This window comes from Paenibacillus sp. J22P218, from assembly GCF_056269195.1.
In genome coordinates, this window is record NZ_JBWDNL010000007.1 from 26,067 (window position 1) to 48,797 (window position 22,731).

The window sequence follows — 22,731 nt, forward strand, 5'->3', positions numbered from 1 at the left end:
TTAAACACCCTCCATTGGCATGGTTGGATTATTTATCACTTAATGATAATCAATTATTACTAGTTAAATATATTTTATAAACATCATTCTGTCAACCAACTATTCCAATCGGATTAATAGTTTTACCATTGTAAAGCTATTGGCTTCGTTCTGGCAAACCCAAGTGTTCGCGCAGCGTCGCCCCCTCATAGTCGTTGCGGAACAATCCCCTGCGTTGCAGGACCGGAATTGCCAAATCCACGAAGTCGTTTAGACCACCCGGCAAATACGGAAACATAATATTAAAGCCGTCGCTTCCTTCTTTATCCAGCCACTCCTCCATATAGTCGGCAAGCTTCTCAGGGGTCCCAACAAAAGACAGATGGCCTCGCGAATCGGATATTTTTCGGCTCAGCTCCAAGATCGACAGATTTTGTTTGGAAGCCAGCTCCGCTAATTGGCTGCGGTAAGCCAAATCATCATGCGTCAGGGGAGAGCTTGGCTCAGGCAGCTCGGGCAGAGGTCCGTTAGGATCGTAATCCGAGAGATCAAATCCGAGACTTTGCGAAAGGCTGTTAATGGACAGGGTTGGATGAATCAGACTCGATAGATAGGCCTGCTTCTGAAGCGCCTCTTCTTCGGTAGCCGCTATAATCGGGCGCAAACCCGGCAATATTTTGATATCGTCGCGATTTCTTCCGAATGGAGCCATTTGGTTTTTGACGTTCGCGTAAAAGGCTCTTCCTTCCTCCAGATTGGAGAAGGTCGTAAATACGGCATCGGCCGTCTTCGCGGCTTGACGCTGGAATTCGGCCGATCTGCCGGCCTGGATAATCAAAGGCTGCCCTTGCTCGGATACAGGGATGTTCAACTCCTCGTTAACTTCAAACCATTTGCCCCGATGATGGAAAGCTGCTTCGGAAGAGGCGCCGCTTCGCCAAAGCTTCTTAACCAGCTCGATATATTCGTCCGTCCGCTCATAACGATCGGCATGGCTCATCTCTTCCCGCTTGAACAGATTGTCATCGTCTTTGCCGATCGTGCCGGTCACCGCATTCCAAGCTGTTCGGCCTCCGCTTAACAAATCGGCAGTCGCCATCTTGCCGGCAATTTGGGTAGGCTCCATATAACTCGTATTCAACGTACAAATGAGACCTATTCTTTCGGTGTGCGATGATAACGCCGAGATAAGCGTTAACGGCTCAATGCCTCTTGTAAGGGCATGCTCGGCGATTCGGTCTCCCCGCTCCTGACCCGGCAAGGATAAGGCATCGCCAAAAAAAAGCATATCGAGCTTGCCGCGCTCGGCCGTTCGCGCCAGCTCCTTATAAAACTCGAGCGTAAAGATACCTTTCGGATCCAGCCCCGGATGCCGCCATGTATTGACCGTGGACATGATGGCGCTTAAGATCAATCTTTTACCTGCCATAGTCGTTATTCCCCTTCCTCTGATGTTCCTCAGTAAGAGAATACAGCCTATTTCCCGGACGCGATAATCCGATGTTTTCTCGAAGAGATTGGCCTTGGTAGCTTCGTTGCACGATGCCCTTCTGCTCAAGCAAAGGAATGACTTGTTCCACGAACGCTTTCACATGCGCCATCAAAGTCTCCGATGAAAGAATGAAGCCATCGACCGCTTGTTGGTCGAACCAGTATTGCAATTCATCCGCCAATTGCTCAGCCGTACCGGATAGCAGAAGCAGAGGTTTCGCTTCTCGTCCTCGTTGGTCGCTTCCAATAGGATTTTGCTTGTCTCGTTCTGCCACACTTTCCATCGACTCCGTTACTTCAATCTTAATGAGCGCAAACTGTCTCGCTTCCGCTTGAAGGCGACGCTTTATTTTCCGATTTCTTTCGATAGCGTCTGCGAAGGATGCCGGGCGCAACATAACAATATCCGCCCAACATGCCGCGTAATCATCGCTTAAAGCAGACTGCTCTTCCGTCGCCAGTACAGGATACCCTTGCAGCGGACGCGGAATGCTAAGCGGCCCTGCAACGTTAAAGTGCCGGCCACGATGATCGATCGTGCGTACACGATTGCCATCCAAAAAACGGCCGCTTGCTTGATCCGCCAATATCGCCTCATCGTCCCAGCTGTCCCACAGCTTCATCGCGACATCGAAAAACTCCGCTTTCCGCTCCTCGCAATCGCCAGCCGTTTGCCCTAATGCCAATTGCCATCCTGCCCTGCCGCCACTGGCATGATCCAAGGACGATAGCGATCGCGCGACGTGGAACGGCTCATTACGGCAAACAGCCGCTTCGGCTATGAGGCCGATATGGCTCGTTATTCCTGCTAGATAACCCATTAACGAATAGCCGTCTAGATGAATGGGCGTATTGGAAAAGGGTTCTACGGCAATAGGGGCTCCAGACGCCGGATCCCTCTCCAGTATGAATGCGAAACCCGCCGATTCGGCTAGCTGGACCTTTTGTCGGTACCAACTTCTCCATTCGGCCGCAGCCGATCGGCTCTGAGCCTGCCTATCCTGTTCCCCGATGCTCGTGCCCGCGTCTCCCAAAGACAGCGCGAATAGAAGCGGTCTTTCTCTCAAGCGATGACTCAACGCGTTCACTCCCTTGCGATCAAATACGAATTAGAGTTTTTTATAAATTATCATTATTAGATATTTAAATATTACATATCGATAATACTAGTAAATATATAACCATTCTTTTCGTCTGTCAACATCTTTTCATAGTATTCTTATCCGAATTAAACAAACAAAAAAACAGGACTGTCCCTAAAGGTGTTTTAACCTTTTGAGACAGCCCCGTTTTTGTAAATTCACTATATAGGTTCCGAATTTTCGCTTGCCTGCATTCCGAATTTTCGGGATAGCTGTTGAGCCGCGTGCCAGACAAGCCCCTCGTTGTCCGAATCCTTCACGAATCTAAAGTTAGGGCCGGCAATGGAAATACTGGCAACAACCATATTGTAGCTGTCGAGGATCGGAGCCGCAATTGCAAATACATCCGAATCAACTTCCCCATGCGTAACGGCAACTCCCTTACTACGAATAGAAGCAAGCTCTTCCCGTAAATCTGACGGAGACCCGGTATAACCTTCCGCCTCTATATCCTTAATAAACTTTTCCTGGAACTTCTGATTTTCATAAGCTAAAATGACTTTCCCGGATGCGCCAAGATGCAAGGGCAGCGAGCGTCCGTCTTCAATAACAAACTGAATCAATTCGCGGCTTTTGACATGCTGAATGCAAATGGCATTGATTCCAGAGCGAATGAACAGCAATGAAGTTTCATGCGTTTTTTCCGTCAATTCCTGCATAATCGGCAATGCCAATGAAAGCAATTCCCTATAGGTTTGCTGCGTAAGACTTCTTGCCAAGTCCAATATCCGCAGTCCCAACCCTATCTGACGCTTTCCTTTACGCTCTACAATGCCGTTCTGTTCCAGCGTCTGAAGAAAGCGGTAAGTCGTGCTCTCGGGCAAACCAGCCTTATCCGCAATTTCGGTAACGGATAAAGTGCCGTTCGATTCGGCCAATGCGAATAAGATATCGAGCGCACGGCTGAGCGTTTGCGTTCCGTTCATTTTACAACCTCCATTTACGTCCATACAATCGATCGTTTCATGCAGATATGAAATCTGGTTAGTTATAACAGGTTGCAACCTCTCAAAAAGTATAGTTAACCGTCATTAAAATAGCAATGCTTTGTCACATAGAAAAAGGGCCTGCTCATAAGCAGACCCTCCCTATTTCAAATTTATTGTGCCGCTGGAACGGTAAATACCGTAGCCGACAAATAAGTGCTCTCCATGTAACCGATATCGACGATAAATGTTTGTTCCTTATCCGTTGCTTTGAATGGCGTGAAGCGGAACGTCACCTTATTGGCTTTGGCATCGTATTCTCTCGATGTAATCTCGATCGGAGTGTACTCTCCGTCCACATCGTAAGAAAGATCGACTTCATCGATATTCATATTCGCCTTGTACGTTTTGCCGTCATACTCGTATTCAAACCAGTCCGGCTCGTCGATAAAAGTAAATTCGATAACGCCATTGCTGCTTGTGATTTGTTTGATATTGTTATAGTCCAAGCGTACCTTCTGAACGCCGACGATCGCTCCGTCTTTTTGCGACGTTGCGACAACCTCGAATTCGCCAACCCAGAAGTACCAGCCAATCGTTAAGCGGCCTGTGTTCGGGTCGATGCGAATACCGTAGTCCTCGCCATCGCTCCAAGCTGGAAGCTCCGTTTTGAACGGAAATCTAAGGCTCCATGTCACTTTCTCGCTATCGCCTGTATACGTATACGGATAGAACTCCTTCAGATCTTCAAGCGCATAGTCGAGAACGATGTTCTTCGCGCCTTTGATCGTGGTCGAAATATCTACTTTCAGCGGAGGAAGCTGGGTTGGATCGGAAGGCGCTTCGGGGCGTACCTTCAACTCCGTCATCCCTGCATCCTTTACATTCTTAATAAACTGGACCGCTTCGGCGCGAGTCAACAGCCCTTCGCCTTGGTAACCCTTGATCGTTGCGGAGTCTTTGCCTTTGGATAGCTTGTTGGCCAGCAAATAATGAATAGCGTTATTGCCTTCATAATTCACGCCGTTAGCGCCTGCAATAATCTCGGCAACCGACAATCGGCTAATCGATTGGCTGCGAATCTCCTTGCTATCTGCGCCCTTAACCGGGTAATTGAATGCATCGACGGATTGATAGACTGCATCCGTCCAATGTGCTCCCGCTGCCGTCTCGCCTACTTCGACTTTGAATGCGCCTAGCAATATCTTCACAAACTCTGCTTCAGTTACGAGTTTGTTCGGCTTGAACGTGCCGTCTGGATAACCATTAACAATCTTGTTGGCTTGTGCCCACGCAATCGTGTCCTTCGCCCAGTGCTTCTCCACGTCGGAATACGACGCTGCATCGGCTTGTACGGTTGGTACCAAAGCGATGAATAGAGAAAGAATAAGAAATAATGAAACCGTCTTTTTCGTAAAATAGCTTGCTGCTGTTCCTACTGTCACATGAACGACTCCCATCCCAATAATTTACTAATATATAATACATCAGGGCAGTCTGTTTGTCATTCCGTTTATTTACACATTTTTCTTTTTTAATAGCTAGATTATGAATAATAACCAATTAATAATTGAGATTACCCTTTGATTACAGATTAAGTTTTATAATGCATTAGCATATGAAATAGCGGTCCCGAAGCGGGACCGCTAATTTATTGACTGTATGTTTAATAAGCCAGCCAACCTGCATCTGCTGTAACGACCGTACCGTTCACGAAGCTTGCGTCATCGGAAGCGAGGAACAAAGCAACCTTCGCGATTTCCTCAGGCTCGCCCGCGCGCGGGTTAATGCCCATGCCGGCCATCGCGCGGCCCATGCCAAACTCGTTCGGTGCGGTGAGCGTGGAACTAATATTCGTAATGACACCGCCTGGCGCAATCGCATTGCAACGGATGCCTTCATTCGCGTATTGGAAGCCAACGTTTTTCGTGAAGCCGACTACGGCATGCTTAGCCGCCGTATAAGCCGCGCCCGCTCTGGAACCCTGCAATCCGCCTGCAGAGGCGATATTTACGATGACTCCGCTTTTTTTCTCGAGGAATATTTTCAAGGCTTTGCGTGTCGCTCTCATCGGGCCTGTCGTATTCACCGCGAAGACGCGATCCCACAGCTCGTCCGTCAGATCGGCAGCCGGATCGAAGTTATCCATAATGCCCGCGTTGTTAACAAGAATGTCCAGCGTGCCGTATTGCTGTACCGTCGTGTCGATCAAGTTCTGAATATCTTCTTCCTTAGCGACATTCGTTGCCAGCGCAAGCGCCGTTCCGCCCTTGCTTACGATCTCATCGACAACCTTGCCGGCCGCTTCTACATTAATATCCGATACGACTACTTTAGCGCCTTCTGCCGCAAACAATTGTGCAATTGCTTTGCCCATTCCCGATGCCGCACCCGTCACAATAGCTACTTTGCCTGATAGTTTCATGCTTCATCCTCCGTTTGCTCAATTGGTCATGCTCTATTCATCGAAACCGCTCAACATTAGCAATCATGCGACAGGATAAACATCACATCACATGATGCTTTTAGTATAATAAAGGTTAAATGGACGAACAATCAGTAATCGCCGGCCGTTTGTTCAGTAATGAACAATGAGGCCTCGTATGTTCGTTAACGCTGCAATAAAAAGGACGTGATGCAAGGTGCAAGTGTCCAAGCCCAAGCTTGACCGCAGGATTGTACGAAGTAAAGATGCCCTGAAACAGGCGTTGTTATCACTTATGATGAAGAAAAAGTTCTCCTCTATCTCGATTACGGAAATCGTCGAGCTCTTCAATTACAATCGCGGCACGTTCTACGCTCATTATGATAATAAGGAAGCTCTGCTTGACGAGATCATTGACGAGCTGATGGATGAATTCAAGCAAGCGTATCGGTCACCGTATGAGCAGGTCAAAGTATTTCATGTTGCCGAAATGTCGGCGAACGCGATCAAAATATTCGAGCATATCCATACACGGGCTTCCAGCTATAGCGCCTTAGTAAACAGCGACGTCCTCCATGTCATTAAGGACAGAATGTATCGCGTCCTGCAGCAATTGTCCATCACGGATATGAAGCAGATAAACAACGAAATCAATCAAGAGCTGCTCACGGTCTACAGCGTAAGCTCATTGCACGGCCTAATCTTCTACTGGATCGAGAACGGCTTTCCGTATTCACCGTCCTATATGCAAGAGCAGCTTCACAAATTAATTAACAGTCAAGCCATAACAAGCCCCATCCATATGCGTCACTAATCGGCAATGTGCAGCTCTCTGTACTTCGCAGGGGTCACGCCTTCCTTCTTCCTGAAGGTAGCGACAAAATGGCTTACGTCGTTAAAACCGACCTTTGCAGATACATCCTTAAGCGCCATCCCTGGATTATGGACCATAATTTTTTTGGCCTCCCGTATTCGCAATTGAATGAGGAACGAATACGGGCTCATGCCGAAGGCGTCGCGGAACAGTTCATTCAGGTAAGAAACACTCATTTGAGCTTGCTCCACGATTTCGGGAAGTCCAACGTTAGCTGCGCAGTTATTCTCCATCCACTGTACGACGGGCCTTAGTTTATCATAATACTGGGATAACGACGGCTGATCATTGCGCATTCCGAATTTTCGCAGCAGCATAAGCAAATGGTACAGCTCCGTAGAAGATTCCAGACCTGAGAATTCGGCGTCCCGGTCTGCCCTATGAAGCATCTCTCCCATGATGCTCGAGAAAGAAACGCGATCTGCTTGCTCCGTATACATCGCAGAGCTGTTCATATCGAGAGACTCCAATATAGCAGGCGCAGCTGCCCCACCGAACGTTATGTAAATAGTGGACCACCGGTCTGTAACGGGGTAGTAAGCATGCGGGGTGAACGGCGTCAGCAGAACACCTTTTCCTTCTGTCAGGGAGAGGCTTTCGCTTGCGAGATCGAACTTCCCCTCCCCTTCAAGCGTATGCAGCCAATGATAGTACGGGTACCCGTCGGGTCTCGTGAATATCCGCTCCCATGCGCTATAGCCAATCGTCTCGACGTAGACAGGCAATGAGCGCTCCAAGGAGTTGAAGACGCATCTAATGTTCTCATCTGCCCAATGCACGATTCATCCCACCCATTATTAGACTTAATATGTCATTCTTTTTGCTAACTGTTCGACAATATCCTCCTTTTCCCTTTTTAGCGTTAGCTGAAAGAATGCTGAAAAAAAAGCATTCTGCTCCATTTTAATAACAGGAACAGAACGCTCTTATAGCTAGAATTGGTTGAACACATTTATCGAATCGAGAGCTTTTCCTTGGAAATCGAATAAGCCTTGGTTAGCCCAGTGATTCCCCATTGAAGCGACATCGTTGCCATACTTCATTCCAGCGAGGCTTGCCCAGCTCGTATGCTCCACCGGCAGCCAGCCCGGCTCCCAGTATACGATGCCTAGTCCCTTGTGCGCCGGAAGCTGGCTCACCGTTGTCATCAGGTCATGCAGAAACTGCTTTTGGCCTTGAACCGTAGCCGGGTAACCGCCGCGCGATGCTAGTTCTTCGTTGAAGATATCTCCCCCTGACGGGCTATCCGATGTGAAACCGTACGCCGTCTCGACGACGAGCACTTCTTTGTCATACCTTCCGCTTATATCTTCCATATTGAAGCGCAGTTCTTCCAGACTGCCGTGCCAGATCGGATAATAGGACAAGCCTATTATGTCGTAATCGACGCCTCGAGCACGCATCTCATCGAACCAGGTCCGGTAAAGCACATTAGAGCCCCCCGCATCGAGATGCAAAATAATTCGCATGGAGCCGCACTCTCTTGTCGCCCGAATTCCAGCGCTAAGCAGGCGTGCCAATCGATCGTACGATGACTTCCATTCCTCTCCCGAGGCCGCCTCGAACTTCCGATCTTCAAACAAATACTTAGGCGTCCTGCCTTCCGGCCATAACATGCCGTTCGTTGTCTCATTGCCGATCTGTACGAAGTCCGGCAATACGTCGCATGCTCTGCATACCTCAAGCACTTCTCTCGTATAGCGATAGACTTCTTCCTCAAGCTCATAGCCCGTCAGCGCATGCCAGCTTTTAGGCTTGTATTGCTTCTTCGGATCGCACCAGAAATCGCTGTAGTGGATGTTAAGCATGAATTGCAGGCCGTGCTCCTTCGCTCGGCGCGCGAGCTCAATCGTCGTCTCCAAGTCATTCGTGCCGCCCATATACGGATTGCCTTCCTCATCATGAGGATTAACCCATAACCGAAGCCTTACGACATTCAGTCCGTTCAGCTTCAAAATCTCGAATAAGTCCTGTTTCCGACCATCGAGAAAATAGGCTCCCCCGAGTGTCTCTACTTCCTTCAGCATCGAAACGTCTGCACCCTTAATGAACGTATGATCCATCTCTGTCTACCCTCTCCTATCCTTTGTCTCCGCCTGCGGTCAAGCCGTTGATCAAATACTTCTGTAGCGCGATATACAAGACGGCTATCGGAATGGCAACAAGCACGGAGCCTGCTGCGAAAAGAGTAAATTCATTCCTCGTCTGGTCGCTAATCATGGAATATAATCCAATCGCGACTGTCTTTTTCTCCTCGCTAGATATAAGCAGCCTAGGCAATATGAAATCCATCCATGGTGCGGCGAATTGCAATACGGCAACGAAAGTGAGCATCGGCGTTGCCAGAGGCATAATAATTCGAATAAATATTTGTGTCCGGGTTGCCCCGTCGATAAGAGCTGCCTCATCAAAGCTTATTGAAATGTTATCGAGGTAGCCTTTCAACAACCAGATGTTATACGGGAGCTGCGCGGCGACCCCGACAACGACCAGTCCCGTTAAGCTGTCCAGCAATCCGAAGTTAAGGAACAGCATGTATACAGCAATCGCCGTCAGGAAAGCAGGAAACATTTGCAAAATAAGTATGGTAAGCAAGCTTGCCTTCTTCCCCTTGAACTTGAACCGGGAAAATGCATACGCGCCGAGCGTGGACAGCAGTACGCCGAATACCATGTTGGCCGCCGCTACCTTCAGCGTGTTCATATACCAAATCGGAAAGTTCGTATGCTGGAACAGCTCCTTATAATTTTGCAATGTGGCATTATCCGGTATTGCCGACGCGTTGGCCAGTCCCTTCGAGCTGCCGAAGGATGCTCCGACTATCCAAATGAGCGGATAAATAACGATAATGGCAACAACGATGAGCTCGACGTAGATGAGCAGCGTCCTGAGCAGACCTGCAACGCTTGTTTGCTTGCGATTCATTGCTTTCATAACTCAAAGCTCCTCGAAAGATTTCGATTTCCGCAGATTAATTAGCGAGAAGCTGGCAACGATCAGGAATACGATGATCGACATGACCGCCCCCATGTTGTACAGCCTGTTGTCCAGCGTCAGCTTGTATAACCAAGTAATCAACAAGTCGGTGTTGCCCGCGAAGTTGTAATCCGGGTTCGCCGGACCGCCTTCCGTTAAGAAGTAAATAACTCCGAAATTGTTGAAATTGCTAACGAAAGAAAGCATTAATAATGGCGCAGTCGCCTTATAGACGAGCGGGAACGTAATTCTCCAGAACATTTGACCCGAGGATGCTCCGTCGATACGCGCCGCCTCGTAATAACTTTCCGACACGGTCGTCAACGTACCGCCGATTAATGCCATGAAATAAGGGAAGCCCAACCACAAATTAATGAGCAATGCCAATATTCGCGCCAAATAAGAATGGCTTGGATCGGTGAACCAATAGATCCGTTCAGACGTCAAGCCGATATCCATAAGAAATTGGCTGACAGGACCGAATTGTCCATTGAACATCGACTTGAACACAAGCGCCGAAATCATCGCCGGTACCGCCCAAGGCAAAATATAAATGCTGCGCCACAGCTTCTTGAGCTTAACTGAGGAATCATTCAACAGCACGGCTTGAAAGAACCCGGCGAAGTACGTCGTTACCGTCGCCAATATCGCCCAGACGAACGTCCATAACAGCACGCCTACGAATGTATGCATCCACGAGAACACCTGCGTAACTGTAGCGAAATTGTCCAGTCCGACCCAGTGAATAAGCTTCGTTGGCGGCGTATTGCCCCTGCTATAATCGGTAAATGCAATGAGCACGCCGAACACGATCGGCAGCACGCAGACGAACAGCATAAGCACCGCGGTTGGTGACAGGATGATGTAGGCGTACATCGACTCCCATAACCTTCGTAGATCATGCAGCGAACTTCTCTGCACACCGGTTTCATTCAACAGCCGTCTCGTACGTGCCGCATCGTATATATTCCATACATAGAAAAGGAATAAGAGCATGATGAAGAACAGAGCAATGATGCCATTAGCCATAAGTACGATAGAATGATCGCCATCGGTCAGTCCGTTAAGCCCCATTTTGCGCGGATGCGTTCCCAGCGTAAGGAGACCCCAGATGCCCTTCAGGAAAAAGCCGCCATTCTCTCGGAAGCGGAAGCCGCCTTCCATAGCGATATAGTTGCCTGTAGCAATCTCCGCCGCCGCGCCGCTCATGCCAATTAGAAAGAAAAATATACCTTTTAAGTATTGACGATTCGCCAACTGGCCGGCTCCCCAGACGATTACGGACAATAATCCGGGGAACCATGCAGCCATCCGCCCTTTATGCATAGGGCTCGCTGCTGCGCCTTCTACGTTGCCTGTTACTAATCTCACTTGCCTAACGCCTTCAAGTCAGCATATTCCTTCTCAGCCTTCTGCTGCGCGTCGCCTACCGGCATCAGATTATCCCATACGTTTACGATAAGCGCATTGCCGGACGTATACATGTATTCTGGAATTTGCGGGGTCAAGTCAGCATTTTCCGACTGTGCAATAATGCCTGCAATATGCTCATTGCCGTCGATCCCTTCGATATTTTGCAGACGGTCGCCTTTAATGGCGGGAATAGCTCCTGTTGATTTGTATAACGCGGCTGCGCCTTCGTCGGATGCCATGAAGTTGGCGAACACCCGAGCTGCCGCCGGATATTTGGAATAACCCGATACGATCGCTACCGATATCCCCGTCAAGGAAGCAGCATCTTCCCCTGAGGCCGCTTTCGGCAGCTTCGTCACGCCATATTCGAATTTGTTGTCGGCGGCTGCTTTATCGAAGTCCTTGAACACCCACGGTCCTGTTATGACATATGGCGTCTTGCCTTTGACAAATTCGCTCTCGATGGAATCCCAAGTGGCATCGGCCGAGTTAACGTTCCAAATATCGCGAAGCTTCTTGTAGTAATCCAGTCCCTTGGTCAACTTCTCTGAATCGAAGTTCGGCTTATCAAGATCATCGTCTTCGTACAGATGCCAGCCAAGCGATGAAAGCACCGGGTAAGCATAATACAACTGTCCCGCAAGGAATCGTATCGTCCATTGGTTAGAGCTGCTGTTATTGTAGGTGCCCGCCAGCTCCGTTATCTCTTCCCAAGTGGCAGCCGGCTTGTCGCTTCCCGTAAGCTCCTTAAGCAATGTTTTGTTGTAAAAGAGCGCAATCGATTCCGTAGAAATCGGTATGCCGAACATTTGGCCGTCATGGCTAGCCACTTCGACGAATGTATTCGGCATGCTTTCCTTCAACGATTGCTCATACTTCCCTAGCGGTGCCGCCGTTGCGTTATCTATCGCCTGAGCCAGCTTATCGTAGTTGGCCATGAAGACGTCTGCGCCTTTGCCCGCCTCTCCGTCAAGCGCCATCCGGTCGACGCTGTCCACCTTCGCGACAACTTCAATCTCCACATTCACCTTTGGGTATTTTACCTTGAAAGCTTCCACGAGCGCTTTGCCATAGTCCTCGTATTCAACCCAAACCTTAAGCGGTTGTTCTCCGGAAGCGACCTCCGGCTCCATGACGTATTCCATTGCCGACGTATCCCATTCCAATTCGTCGTCCGCTGCCGAATTCGCGCTTGAATTGTTCCCTGCGCTTCCGCAGCCGGACATAACCAACGTCGCAACCAAAGCAGCGCTTACGCTAAATAAACCTAGTTTTTTCATTTTTATCCCCCTGATATGAAATATCTTTCCATCTCACATCGAATTATAAAGCGATTACAATTTGATTTATATATAATAAACGGAGGGTCGAAAGTATAAGAATCTTATGGTTTCACGCACGTTGAAGTCGTCGATTATGAGGGTGGTTGAAAGGAAGAGAAGGCTGTCGTTGCACTTTCTGCAACAGACCTGCGCTTTTCAGCATCCATGCCGAGCGCTGATTGCAGATTGTGCAACGGAATCAGCTTTTCATAGGCGAAGTAGTAGCAAAATTCCGTATTCTGTTGCACTTACTGCAACGAGGCTCTGTGGAGGAGTGTTAAAGAGCCCTGTCTGTTGCATAATGTGCAACGAAGCGAGGATCGCCAAAAAAAGAAACAGGATGGAGCAGAAATAGTTCCTGCTCCATCCTGTTATTTAAACCCGCTTACTTCGCCGTTACGCCGCCGTCCACCGGCAGCTCGACGCCTGTAATATACGATGCGTCATCGGAAGCAAGGAACAACACCGCTTGCGCGACCTCGGAAGCTCGTCCCACTCTCGGCAACGCTGTCTGCGACAAGAACCATTGCAGCATTTGCTTGTTGTTCACGTGCTCGGAGCTCATCGGTGTCTCAATATAGCCAGGGTGAACCGAATTGACGCGAATATTGTCTTTGCCGAAGTCGGCTGCTGCCGCTTTGGTCAACATCCGAACGCCGCCTTTGGATGCGGTATACGCGCCGGCACCGCTGCTGCCCGTCAGTCCTGCGATAGAGGAAATATTTATTATAGAACCGCCCTTGTTCGCTTGCATATGCGGAACGACATGCTTCATCCCAAGGAAGGTGCTCGTCAAGTTGATTGCCATTACTTTATTCCATTGCTCGACGGTCGTATCCAGTAAGCCGATCGCCAGCGAGATGCCCGCATTATTGACGAGAACGTCGATGCGGTCGTATGCGGCTATCGCGCCTTCCACTACTTTGACCCATTCATCCTCTGACGCGACGTTGTGTCCGAAAGCAATCGCTTGTCCGCCGCTTGCAACGATCTCGCTTACAACCGCTTGAACAGCCGTTTCATTAATATCCGTTGCTACGACAGCCGCCCCTTGGCTTGCGAACAAGAGCGCTTCCTCGCGTCCCATGCCGCTGCCGGCTCCCGTTACGATTGCTACTTTATTCGATAATCTAGTCATGCTCATCTCTCCCCTTCACGAGTGTTTTCACTAAAGATGATCTATTGGAAAGCAGGTTGTGATAGTATGTCTATTACTATGATTCATATAATATCACACGACGATTCAGAACTCAATTGTATCTTGCTTACAGGATGCCCCTATCGGTATAATAGCTAGAAATACAGGTGCGAAGAACGGAAAAGGACAAGGTGCTCATGGATCCAAAAGAAAGATACGAGAAGGAACGTTATGACAGCAAGCAGCACCGATTAGCAACAATCATCGATGCAGCGGAGCGCGTGTTCACGAAGAAGGGAATCGAGAAAACGACAATGCAGGATATTGCGAGCGAAGCGAATATCGGCATCGCGACACTATTCCGTTATTTTGCCAAAAAAGAGAAGCTTGTCGTTGCCGTCGCCTCCAAGCTGCTGGAGCCAATCTACGAGCGCTTCCAGGCGATCGCCGCGCTTCCAATGAACTGCCTGGAGAAGCACGAGGTGTTGTTCGACTTCTTCATCGAGGACCATAACAACCCCAGCGCAAAGTTTATGGCTGATTTCGAGAGCTACGCCTCTCATTCCACGGAGCCGCTTGAAGATATTTTGGAATTCAACGCCTTGAACCGGAGCGTATCGCGTGAATATGCGAAGATTATCCAGCAAGGCATCGCTGACGGCTCTGTACGATCCGATCTTCCGGTTCGCGAGACGTTGACGACGCTCGTTAATGCGTTCGGACTTTTTTCCAAGAAGCTGTCCTCGCAGAAAAACATTTTGCTGCTGGAGTCCGATCTGGAGTCCGATCATCAGTTGGCCATTCTCAGAAAAGTATTCATTGATTATTTAAAAGCATAATCACAGGTAACGAAAGAAAGCCGGGCAGAACGGAAGCTAAAACTTCCGTAACGCTCGGCTTATTTATTGTCGATCCAAAACCTTCTAATTACATTGCCGTCTTCTTCCACAAAATCGTGATCTGGGATGCCGCCGTTTTTTAGAATCGTTTTGGCAGAAGCTGCATTGCTTTCGTCGCATACCACAAGAACGCGGTTGATGCCCAGATGCTTCGCTTCAATTAGAGAAAGCCGCAACAGCTCGCCGGCATAACCCTTTCTTCGTTCCGAAGGACGAATCCCGTATCCGATGTGGCCGCCTCTATCCAACAGAAAAGGAATTAAAGCATGTCTGATGTTAACAACGCCAAGCAGCAGCCCGTTCTCGCCTACAAACCAATATGTAGAATCCGGCACCCAGCCTTCAGGCAGGTTAATTCCCCTCTCCCGCTCATCATACCACCTAAGCATTTCTTGGAAATCAGAAGGATCTTTGCCGATGACCCACGGAACAGCTTCTTCGCCGCTCAATTGCCATTCCATATAGTACGCCATATAAGCATCCCTCAAAGCTTCTGTAGGCTTCGTTAATCGAACTTTCTCCATTCCTGCCCGCCTCCCCTTCGTTGATCCGCTACTATTGGATCATTTGCCGCCCGATCAAATTTCCTTTTTGTTGCAACTATATCATATATCGACACGTTAATAGGATAGATTTGGTTATTTTTACAGAATGCATGAATCGTTAGACACATTGAGGAGGGTAATTATTTATGCGTAAAAAGAGAATGCTAGTCAGTATCGCCGCCGTACTAACGGTAGTAACCTTGCTCGTGAACAGCACGCCGGCATCCGCAACCGTCACCTCTTTCGGCAAATGGGCAAGCCGTACGAAAACGATGTACGTCAACACGAGCAGCGCCACTACGCCATGGGCAGCCGGCGCCAACAAATGGAAAACCAACACGAACTTTAACATAAGCACAACGCTTGGAACGAGCAGCACCTATTATGCGGTCAATGTGAACACATCGATGGCCACATGGGATGGGCTGTGCACATTCACCGTAGACGGAGGCATCATATCGCAAGCGACATTGAATATTAATACGTATTATACCTCGCAGAGCAAGTATACGAGCAGCATAATTACTGCCGTTGCCGCGCATGAAGTCGGGCATTCGCTAGGTCTCGAGCATACGTCCGTCGTGGAGACGACCTCTATTATGCATCCTTACACGTTTAATTCGAACGGCACAACGGCGAGAGCGCTCAACCCTTCCGCCAACGATATCTCAGTCGTCAACGGCTTGTACCCGCTCCAATCGAGCTTCGCGCTTGACGATTCGAGCATCGAATCCGAAGCGCTGGCAGACGGCGTCTACGTTCATCCATCCTGGTCCGTCTATTACGAGGACGAAGCCGCGCTCACCGAAGCGGCCGATCTCGTTGTACGCGGCCAAGTCGTGAAAGAGAAGGGAAGCAAATATAAGAAAGGCGACTACAAAAATTACAAAACAGATGTTAACGTTGGCGTTCTCGAAGTGCTGAAGGGCGAATACGAATCCGACCAACCGATTACTTTATCGCAAATGGGAGGAACGGACGGGGAAGTTACCGTGTTCTCCGATATGTCCACCTACCTGAAGAGAGGACAAGAGGTCATCTTATTCCTGCGCAAGATGGCTGATGGAACGTATATTCCGATCAACGAAGATGACGGCATTTATGTAGCCGATTCTAGTTCGTATGCGAACATTGCATCGAGCAAGAAGCTGGATCAGAAGAAGATAAAGTAGACTCCCTGCAGGAACAAAGAACCGCCTCTCGGCTTGCAGAGGCGGTTCTTTCTGTTTTCCAATAATATGCAACATCTAGGCCAAACCATGCGTTTAGAGGATGAGGTGAACAAGATGAAAAAACTAATATTAATTCTACTGATCGCTTTGACTAGCGCTTGCTCGAACGGCGATACCGCCAGTCGGGCTGACGACTCCGCCGAAGCTCCCAGCGCTGCCGCCGCCATGGCAGACAATAGCAGTACAGAGACCCTAAAGAAGAGCGTAACAAAGTCATTCGCTTCCTTCCCTTATGCGCTAGTCAAATGGAACAATACCGTTTATAGAATTACGTTCGCTGAAGCGATCATGCCAAGTGAAGAGATCGGCGAGATTCAATATACATCACTAACGGAATCCGGAGCGACGCCTAATAATTTTTCTACCGAATACGAAGTCGGAACGAAGCTTTGGTCGATCGACCAGATCGATACGAGCGACGCCATCGCCATTGAGGCAGCTCCAGGCAAATACGTGAAGGCGGTCAATCCTAAGACAGAATAGCTTCTACAGCACCAGCATGTTAAGCGCCTTTATTAATGGCTCGCCTTGAGTCCCGAATGACGATATCCATTTAACGATTATCTCCTCATCGATCTTCATGATCCCGGCAGATTGGACATAAGCAATGATGCCATCTTGAAGCGTAACCCGAACCGAAGCGGGGACCAAGCATTGTACGGCGAAATAAGCCGCTCTCCCCCGCTCCGTCCATTGTTCGCCAAGTCCTAAGTCCGCTTCATACACCCGCTTCCGAGCTTCCTTCTCCAGCTTCAAAGCTTCTTTCTCTACAATGCCGTTCAATGGAATACCGATACGTTCGAATTGCTCCGGCGGGGCATCGTTGGCCCGCATCAAATCCGCCATCAGCTTTATCATCCTAGCTTCAATCGCTTCATCCACGATAGGCGTTTGCTGGCGTGGGTCAACCTCCAGATCGAAGAGAAGCGTCCCGTGCAAGTAGGGATTCAAATACGTATGCGCCTCAATCTCCAACGTTCGGCAGCCCTTCGTAAACGCAAAAGGCTCGTGCAAGCGTAAATCGGCAAGCTCGTTAGCCCCAAATCGATTATGCATATGAGTCGGCATCAGCGTATACTCGCGAAGCGGCCCATTATCGAAGCGCTGCGGCGCCCGCATATAGACATATCTGCCGTCGGTTACGTTGATATGACCGCCATGCATGCCGAAGATAGCAGCTTCCCGCACCTTCGTCCCGTGGTCCCCATCTTTCCGGTCGATAACTCCGCTAAGCGGCTTTCCCTGCATATCCGATGGGATCGGCGTCCCGAAGAATTCAAGCAGCGTCGGCGCGATATCGATCGTCTGGACAAGCGCATCCGTTCGCGTTCCCTTCGTTTGATGGCGCGGGTCCCACACGAAGAGCGGAAGATTGACGATTTCATTGTAAAAAGGCTGAATGTTTTTGCCCCACCATCGGTGCTCACCCAATAAGAAGCCGTGGTCGGTGTTGACGATCAGCATCGTATCCTCCCAAAGATTATGCCGGTCGAAGACATCCAGCACCTTGCCCAGATACGTATCGCACATGCTGAGCAAAGCCGCATATTCGTAGATCGCATGCTGAATTTCCTCCGGCTGCTGCGAGGCTTTGCCGTAATCCGGCCAGTCGAAATGCTTGCCGTCATAGAGATGCGGATACAAATCCTTGTACTTCTGCTGAGTGAAAAAAGGTTCATGAGGATCAAAAGCCTCAATCTGCACAAACCAATTGTCCTGATTCCGATTCGTCTCGATAAATTCGATGCCGTTGCCGAAGGTTACGGCAATCGGCTGCTTCTCTTCCGTGTCCAAGTAAGCGCGATTCACCCAATCTTGGCGCCATAAGCCGCCGATCTTTGGTCCCGATAGCGAGTCGGGGATATGGGGATCCTGCACATTGCCCTTCCACGGATCGCCCTCCTGCCCCCTCGCATACTCCCAGCTGTTAAAACGAGTGTGATAAGTGGCGCCTCCATCCTCGAAATAATGCGTATGGTCCGTGGACAGATGGGTATATATGCCGTTTTTCCGTAAAACGTCGATTGCCGAATCGTCGAAGGGCTCCAATGGCCCCCAGCTGCGATGCAAAAAATTATGCCGTCCCGTGTGCAGCTCCCTGCGCGCCGGCATGCAAGGCAAGCTGCCCGCATAACAGCTATCGAACGTGACGGTCGCCTCCGACAGCCTTTCAAAGTTAGGGGCCTTGATCCATTCGCAGCCGTAGTTCGGCAGCATATGCTTGTTAAGCGAATCAAACATGACCATTACAGCCTTCATTTCCCATTGCTCCTCTCGCTTGCTCCAACCCGAAACCCCATATTGCCAGCCGAGCTATCCGGGCTGTTCGAGCTTCGAGCCGCGACGCGGTATCGATTGCAATACGACTTGTGGCATAGATACGAGCCGCCGCGGGTCGATCTCGTCTTCCCCGAGTTTGGTCCTTGCGGATTGATGCGCACATCATGCACCGGCGAAGACGGGCTGAACCAATCGGAACACCATTCCCATACATTGCCGACCATATTGTATAGACCATAGCCGTTTGGAGCATAGGCATCCACGGGCGCCGTCGTTTCGTAGCCATCGCTGGCATTATTTTTGTACGGAAACTTCCCTTGCCAGATGTTGCATCTGTGCTCGCCATCCGGTTTCAGAAGATCTCCCCACGGATAACGCTTCTGAACTAGCCCGCCGCGCGCGGCGAATTCCCACTCCGCTTCGCTTAGCAAGCGCGTGCCGGACCAGCCGCAATACGCAGCCGCATCGTTCCAAGAGATATGAACAGCCGGATGGTTCATCCTTTGATCGATATGGGAGCCTTTACCTTCAGGACTGCGCCAATCCGCGCCTTCTACTACCCACCACCAAGGTGTGCTTTGGGCCGTACTGCGTACCTCCTGATCCGATTCCTTCGTCACATATAAATGGAACACGTATGACCAGCCGAACCGCTCGGCATCCGTCCGATAGCCCGTATCGGCGACAAAGGCAGCAAACTCCGCATTCGTCACTGCGTATGGAGAGACGTAGAAAGGATCGATTGTCACCTCGCGGATAGGTCCTTCCCCGTCGGCCGGAAAGCCTTCCCGGTCTTCCGTTCCCATTAGGAAAGAACCGCCCTTTAGCAGCACCATCCCTTCGCGCGGAACACCAGCAGACTTCTTGCGGAGTTCGTGAGCCCTCGTCTCGCTTTCGTCAGCTACAGCTTCTGTGCCCCTGCCGACTTGGCAGCAGCAACTGCCAGCTGCGGCATTTCCGCCAGCAGCAGTAAGCTCCCGCTTGATCGGGTCATCCATCTAAATTCCCTCCTGACGCCGGAGCTCGTCGTACCAGCGCGTAACGGCCTCTTCCAGCTCCCGAGCCTTATCGGGGTATTGCTCGCGCAAATTGTTGCGTTCGCCGGGATCATGCTCGAGGTCGGATAGATGAACGGCATCCGGCGCCTGACGGCCGAAATCGAGCTTGCCGTTAAGCACAAGCTTCCACTTGCCTTCGCGAACGGCTAGTTGCCCCTCGTATGACCAAAATAAGCGTTCGTGATGCAGCTCCCCCGACCCCGGCTGTCCAAGCAGCGGCACGATGCTCTTGCCATCCAAATGATGCACGGGCGGTTCGATTCCCGCAAGCTCCAGAACCGTCGGAACGACGTCCATCATGGCGCAAGGCTCATGCCGGACAATACCGCCGCCTCCAAGCAGCGCCGGATAGCTTAGAATAGCGGGCTCGCGAATGCCCCCATCGAACAGACTGCCTTTATGTCCGCGGAATATTCCCGCAGAACCGCCGTAATAAAGATCCTCCGTGCCGTCCAAATAATTGCGCGACTCCGTCGACGGCCCATTGTCGCTTGAGAAAAATAGGATCGTATTGTCGTATTGCCCGGTTCTGCGCAAAGCGTCGACAATCTCGCCGACACCGTCGTCCACCGCGGAGATCATCGCTGCCATAATACGCTTATCCGGAGGCAGATCCGGATAACGATCTACGTATTTCTGCGGCGCATGCATCGGGTAATGCGGAGCGTTATAAGCCACATAAGCGAAGAAAGGCTGAGCAGGGACTCGATCATCGCTAGCTTCAATGAAGGCAACCGTCTTCGCCGTAATAAGCTCGGTCATATATTCGCCATTGCTCCACACTTCCTTGCCGTTATGCCACAGATCATGGACAGGGTTAACACCCCTCTGCTGCTCCCAATAAAAAATATGAGAGTAATAATCCACGCAGCCAGCCAGGAAACCAAACGACTCGTCGAAGCCGTGGGCGTTCGGATTCTGCTCCGGCGTTACGCCGAGATGCCACTTCCCGAACAATCCGGTGCGGTAGCCGTGCGGCTTCAGCAGCGACGAGATCGTCTTCTCGTCCAGCGACAAGCCCGCTGTTCCGCGCTTGCCGCTTAATATGCTCTCCACTCCCGTTCGAGCGGGATAACGTCCGGTCAGCAGCGACGCTCGCGACGGGGAACAGACGGGAGAGTTCGAATACCAATTCGTAAACCGGGCTCCTTCTTCCGCCAGCCGATCGAGGTGAGGCGTGCGGATATGCTCGGAGCCATAGCTGCCCAGATCGCCATACCCTAAGTCGTCGCAATAAATAACGATTATATTCGGTTTGCTCATGATTGCTCTTCCCTTCCCCATGGATTCGGTGATGCATCCAACAGAGTCCGCGTGTAAGCATGCTGCGGACTTGAAATAATCTGCTCGGTTTCCCCGCTCTCGACGATTTGTCCGCCGTACATGATAAGAATTCGATCGGACATATATCTTGCGCTTCCCAAGTTATGCGTGATCCATATCAAGGAAAGATCATAGTCGTTTTTCAAATCCAGCATTAAATTCATAATGTCGATTCCTATGGATACATCCAGCATCGATGTCGGCTCATCGGCAACGAGGACACGCGGATTAATGCCAAGCGCCCTAGCGATCATGACCCGCTGCTTCTGGCCGCCGGATAACTGGGAGGCGTACTTGTCGATGTAATCCTCGGCGGGAGTCAGACCTACTTGCGCGAGCAGCGCCAGCACTTTCGTCCGAATATCGCCCTGCTCTCCATGCAACTGAAGCGGACGGCCAATGACGTCTTGAACGCGGTAATTCGGATTCATCGTTTCGAACGGATCCTGAAAAATCATTTGCAGGTCTTTGGCGACCGCTTTGCGGTCCTTTGATTTTCTGCTCGTCCGACTGCCGTCCAGCAAAATTTCGCCGCTCGTCGGATCGATCAAATTCACGATCATTCTGGCGAGCGTGCTTTTGCCGCAGCCGGATTCTCCGACAATCGCCAGCACTTCGCCCTTGTGAAGCGTAAAGCTTACGTCTCTGACCGCACTGAACTTTTTCTTCTGCAGGAAAGAACCCGATTCGAATATTTTGCTAACGCGATTGACTTGCAGCAACGGCTTCATGGTTACCCTCCCCCGATCCATACAGATGGCAAGCTACCATCCCTCTATCGTCGTTGATTGCGCTTGGCTCAAGCGAAGAGCAAACATCGGTCGCATGCGGGCAGCGCGATTGAAAGCGGCAGCCTGCCGGGGGCTCGACGAGATTCGGCGGCGAGCCCGGTATGCCCTCGATTCGCACCTTCGGTCCCGACAAGGAAGGAAAGGAACGAAGCAATCCTTGCGTGTAGGGATGGCGAGCCCCGCTGAGCAGCTGCTCCGCGCTGCCAACCTCGACCATTTTTCCGGCATACATGATACCAATTCGATCGCAAATCTCCAGCATAAGCGGCAAATCGTGCGTAATGAACAAGACGGAAAAACCGAGCTCCTTCTTCAGCTCGACAATGCGGTTCACGATCCCTTTTTGGGTGACGACATCCAGCGCGGTCGTCGGCTCATCCATAATAATAAGCTCCGGCCGCAGCGCAAGCGACATGGCGATAACGACGCGTTGGCGCATGCCGCCTGATAGCTCATGCGGATAGCTGGCCAACTTCTCCTTGGGCATCTCTACGAGCGCAAGCAGCTCTTCCGCTCTGCGGAGCGCATCGCGCACGGATACGCCCGCCTCATGCGCAAGTATCACATCCGTTAGCTGGTTCCCGATCCTCATCACCGGATTTAGGTTATTCATCGCGCTTTGCAGCACGACCGAAATTCTCGACCAGCGATACGGCCGAAACTCGGCTTCGGTAAGACTCGTGAGCGGTTTGCCGTCGAAAACGATGCTGCCTCCTGCCAGTCGTGCGGGAGGACGCAGCAGCCTGCTGATGCCGTAAGCGGTCGTCGACTTCCCGCACCCGGATTCGCCGGCCAAGCCGAACATTTCTCCCCGCTCGATGGAGAAGCTTACGCCATCGACCGCCTTGAACATTCCCCGCGGCGATTCGTATTCCACTTGCAAATTGCTAACGTCCAGTAAACCCATGCGTATCGCC

Annotated in this window: 21 protein-coding genes; 4 read left to right on the forward strand and 17 right to left on the reverse strand. The window is 50.5% G+C overall.

What is annotated here, in order from left to right; all coding sequences use genetic code 11:
* Positions 1-136: 136 nt before the first annotated feature.
* From AC0YN0_RS26025 to AC0YN0_RS26045, 5 genes are all read right to left on the reverse strand, one after another.
* On the reverse strand, positions 137-1,408 hold the full coding sequence (locus tag AC0YN0_RS26025; protein WP_475823877.1) for an LLM class flavin-dependent oxidoreductase: 1,272 nt from the start codon (positions 1,406-1,408) through the stop codon (positions 137-139).
* Positions 1,398-2,549 carry an LLM class flavin-dependent oxidoreductase gene (locus tag AC0YN0_RS26030; protein ID WP_475823878.1) on the reverse strand — a complete coding sequence of 384 codons (1,152 nt, stop codon included), beginning with the start codon at positions 2,547-2,549 and terminating at the stop codon, positions 1,398-1,400. The genes AC0YN0_RS26025 and AC0YN0_RS26030 overlap by 11 nt, the downstream gene beginning before the upstream one ends.
* Positions 2,550-2,773: 224 nt before the next feature.
* Complete coding sequence (locus AC0YN0_RS26035; RefSeq protein WP_475823879.1) at positions 2,774-3,538, reverse strand: IclR family transcriptional regulator; 765 nt, start codon at positions 3,536-3,538, stop codon at positions 2,774-2,776.
* Between the two features lie 173 nt (positions 3,539-3,711).
* On the reverse strand, positions 3,712-4,983 hold the full coding sequence (locus AC0YN0_RS26040) for an S-layer homology domain-containing protein (protein WP_475823880.1): 1,272 nt from the start codon (positions 4,981-4,983) through the stop codon (positions 3,712-3,714).
* A gap of 221 nt (positions 4,984-5,204) precedes the next feature.
* Positions 5,205-5,963 (reverse strand): SDR family oxidoreductase, encoded by a 759-nt coding sequence (locus tag AC0YN0_RS26045; RefSeq protein WP_475823881.1) that lies wholly within the window; start codon positions 5,961-5,963, stop codon positions 5,205-5,207.
* A 295-nt stretch (positions 5,964-6,258) separates the two neighbouring features.
* On the opposite strand from AC0YN0_RS26045, the gene AC0YN0_RS26050 reads away from it, so the two are divergent.
* Positions 6,259-6,777 carry a TetR/AcrR family transcriptional regulator gene (locus AC0YN0_RS26050; protein WP_475823882.1) on the forward strand — a complete coding sequence of 173 codons (519 nt, stop codon included), beginning with the start codon at positions 6,259-6,261 and terminating at the stop codon, positions 6,775-6,777.
* Here the strand turns inward: AC0YN0_RS26050 and AC0YN0_RS26055 are convergent.
* The 6 genes from AC0YN0_RS26055 to AC0YN0_RS26080 all read right to left on the reverse strand — a co-directional run bounded on the left by AC0YN0_RS26055 (position 6,774) and on the right by AC0YN0_RS26080 (position 13,686).
* Positions 6,774-7,616 (reverse strand): helix-turn-helix domain-containing protein, encoded by an 843-nt coding sequence (locus tag AC0YN0_RS26055; protein WP_475823883.1) that lies wholly within the window; start codon positions 7,614-7,616, stop codon positions 6,774-6,776. The genes AC0YN0_RS26050 and AC0YN0_RS26055 overlap by 4 nt on opposite strands.
* Before the next feature lie 153 nt (positions 7,617-7,769).
* Positions 7,770-8,900: a glycoside hydrolase family 53 protein gene (locus tag AC0YN0_RS26060; RefSeq protein ID WP_475823884.1), complete on the reverse strand. Its 1,131-nt coding sequence runs from the start codon at positions 8,898-8,900 to the stop codon at positions 7,770-7,772.
* Positions 8,901-8,916: 16 nt separating this feature from the next.
* Positions 8,917-9,771 carry a sugar ABC transporter permease gene (locus AC0YN0_RS26065; RefSeq protein ID WP_475823885.1) on the reverse strand — a complete coding sequence of 285 codons (855 nt, stop codon included), beginning with the start codon at positions 9,769-9,771 and terminating at the stop codon, positions 8,917-8,919.
* A gap of 3 nt (positions 9,772-9,774) precedes the next feature.
* Positions 9,775-11,184 (reverse strand): carbohydrate ABC transporter permease, encoded by a 1,410-nt coding sequence (locus AC0YN0_RS26070; protein WP_475823886.1) that lies wholly within the window; start codon positions 11,182-11,184, stop codon positions 9,775-9,777.
* Positions 11,181-12,506 (reverse strand): sugar ABC transporter substrate-binding protein, encoded by a 1,326-nt coding sequence (locus tag AC0YN0_RS26075; protein ID WP_475823887.1) that lies wholly within the window; start codon positions 12,504-12,506, stop codon positions 11,181-11,183. Before AC0YN0_RS26075 ends, AC0YN0_RS26070 begins: the two co-directional genes overlap by 4 nt.
* A gap of 427 nt (positions 12,507-12,933) precedes the next feature.
* Positions 12,934-13,686: an SDR family NAD(P)-dependent oxidoreductase gene (locus AC0YN0_RS26080; RefSeq protein ID WP_475823888.1), complete on the reverse strand. Its 753-nt coding sequence runs from the start codon at positions 13,684-13,686 to the stop codon at positions 12,934-12,936.
* 197 nt (positions 13,687-13,883) lie between these two features.
* Here AC0YN0_RS26080 and AC0YN0_RS26085 point away from each other — a divergent pair, with 197 nt between their 5' ends.
* On the forward strand, positions 13,884-14,525 hold the full coding sequence (locus AC0YN0_RS26085) for a TetR/AcrR family transcriptional regulator (protein ID WP_475823889.1): 642 nt from the start codon (positions 13,884-13,886) through the stop codon (positions 14,523-14,525).
* Positions 14,526-14,584: 59 nt separating this feature from the next.
* On the opposite strand, the gene AC0YN0_RS26090 is transcribed toward AC0YN0_RS26085, so the two are convergent.
* Positions 14,585-15,109, reverse strand: coding sequence for a GNAT family N-acetyltransferase (locus AC0YN0_RS26090; protein WP_475823890.1), 525 nt, complete (start codon positions 15,107-15,109; stop codon positions 14,585-14,587).
* Positions 15,110-15,276: 167 nt separating this feature from the next.
* Here AC0YN0_RS26090 and AC0YN0_RS26095 point away from each other — a divergent pair, with 167 nt between their 5' ends.
* Complete coding sequence (locus tag AC0YN0_RS26095; RefSeq protein ID WP_475823891.1) at positions 15,277-16,302, forward strand: matrixin family metalloprotease; 1,026 nt, start codon at positions 15,277-15,279, stop codon at positions 16,300-16,302.
* A 114-nt stretch (positions 16,303-16,416) separates the two neighbouring features.
* On the forward strand, positions 16,417-16,845 hold the full coding sequence (locus AC0YN0_RS26100) for a hypothetical protein (RefSeq protein WP_475823892.1): 429 nt from the start codon (positions 16,417-16,419) through the stop codon (positions 16,843-16,845).
* Between the two features lie 3 nt (positions 16,846-16,848).
* Here the strand turns inward: AC0YN0_RS26100 and AC0YN0_RS26105 are convergent, their stop codons facing one another.
* From AC0YN0_RS26105 to AC0YN0_RS26125, 5 genes are read right to left on the reverse strand one after another with little or no spacing between them, the layout of a single operon-like run.
* Positions 16,849-18,621 (reverse strand): sulfatase, encoded by a 1,773-nt coding sequence (locus AC0YN0_RS26105; protein WP_475823893.1) that lies wholly within the window; start codon positions 18,619-18,621, stop codon positions 16,849-16,851.
* Complete coding sequence (locus AC0YN0_RS26110; protein ID WP_475823894.1) at positions 18,618-19,640, reverse strand: formylglycine-generating enzyme family protein; 1,023 nt, start codon at positions 19,638-19,640, stop codon at positions 18,618-18,620. The genes AC0YN0_RS26105 and AC0YN0_RS26110 overlap by 4 nt, the downstream gene beginning before the upstream one ends.
* Positions 19,641-20,963, reverse strand: coding sequence for a sulfatase-like hydrolase/transferase (locus AC0YN0_RS26115; RefSeq protein WP_475823895.1), 1,323 nt, complete (start codon positions 20,961-20,963; stop codon positions 19,641-19,643). It abuts the gene before it with no gap.
* The gene (locus AC0YN0_RS26120; protein ID WP_475823896.1) at positions 20,960-21,754 is read right to left on the reverse strand and encodes an ABC transporter ATP-binding protein; all 795 of its coding nucleotides are present in this window, start codon (positions 21,752-21,754) and stop codon (positions 20,960-20,962) included. Before AC0YN0_RS26120 ends, AC0YN0_RS26115 begins: the two co-directional genes overlap by 4 nt.
* On the reverse strand, positions 21,723-22,721 hold the full coding sequence (locus tag AC0YN0_RS26125; RefSeq protein ID WP_475823897.1) for an ABC transporter ATP-binding protein: 999 nt from the start codon (positions 22,719-22,721) through the stop codon (positions 21,723-21,725). Before AC0YN0_RS26125 ends, AC0YN0_RS26120 begins: the two co-directional genes overlap by 32 nt.
* Positions 22,722-22,731: the final 10 nt, after the last annotated feature.

Excerpts from the sequence above, each read along its gene's own strand:
- AC0YN0_RS26025 (WP_475823877.1), bottom strand. The coding sequence starts at position 1,408 with ATGGCAGGTAAAAGATTGATCTTAAGCGCCATCATGTCCACGGTCAAT.
- AC0YN0_RS26035 (WP_475823879.1), bottom strand. The coding sequence starts at position 3,538 with ATGAACGGAACGCAAACGCTCAGCCGTGCGCTCGATATCTTATTCGCA.
- AC0YN0_RS26045 (WP_475823881.1), bottom strand. The coding sequence starts at position 5,963 with ATGAAACTATCAGGCAAAGTAGCTATTGTGACGGGTGCGGCATCGGGA.
- AC0YN0_RS26050 (WP_475823882.1), top strand. The coding sequence starts at position 6,259 with ATGATGAAGAAAAAGTTCTCCTCTATCTCGATTACGGAAATCGTCGAG.
- AC0YN0_RS26060 (WP_475823884.1), bottom strand. The coding sequence starts at position 8,900 with ATGGATCATACGTTCATTAAGGGTGCAGACGTTTCGATGCTGAAGGAA.
- AC0YN0_RS26065 (WP_475823885.1), bottom strand. The coding sequence starts at position 9,771 with ATGAAAGCAATGAATCGCAAGCAAACAAGCGTTGCAGGTCTGCTCAGG.
- AC0YN0_RS26075 (WP_475823887.1), bottom strand. The coding sequence starts at position 12,506 with ATGAAAAAACTAGGTTTATTTAGCGTAAGCGCTGCTTTGGTTGCGACG.
- AC0YN0_RS26080 (WP_475823888.1), bottom strand. The coding sequence starts at position 13,686 with ATGACTAGATTATCGAATAAAGTAGCAATCGTAACGGGAGCCGGCAGC.
- AC0YN0_RS26085 (WP_475823889.1), top strand. The coding sequence starts at position 13,884 with ATGGATCCAAAAGAAAGATACGAGAAGGAACGTTATGACAGCAAGCAG.
- AC0YN0_RS26090 (WP_475823890.1), bottom strand. The coding sequence starts at position 15,109 with ATGGAGAAAGTTCGATTAACGAAGCCTACAGAAGCTTTGAGGGATGCT.
- AC0YN0_RS26095 (WP_475823891.1), top strand. The coding sequence starts at position 15,277 with ATGCGTAAAAAGAGAATGCTAGTCAGTATCGCCGCCGTACTAACGGTA.
- AC0YN0_RS26100 (WP_475823892.1), top strand. The coding sequence starts at position 16,417 with ATGAAAAAACTAATATTAATTCTACTGATCGCTTTGACTAGCGCTTGC.
- AC0YN0_RS26105 (WP_475823893.1), bottom strand. The coding sequence starts at position 18,621 with ATGAAGGCTGTAATGGTCATGTTTGATTCGCTTAACAAGCATATGCTG.
- AC0YN0_RS26110 (WP_475823894.1), bottom strand. The coding sequence starts at position 19,640 with ATGGATGACCCGATCAAGCGGGAGCTTACTGCTGCTGGCGGAAATGCC.
- AC0YN0_RS26115 (WP_475823895.1), bottom strand. The coding sequence starts at position 20,963 with ATGAGCAAACCGAATATAATCGTTATTTATTGCGACGACTTAGGGTAT.
- AC0YN0_RS26120 (WP_475823896.1), bottom strand. The coding sequence starts at position 21,754 with ATGAAGCCGTTGCTGCAAGTCAATCGCGTTAGCAAAATATTCGAATCG.
- AC0YN0_RS26125 (WP_475823897.1), bottom strand. The coding sequence starts at position 22,721 with ATGGGTTTACTGGACGTTAGCAATTTGCAAGTGGAATACGAATCGCCG.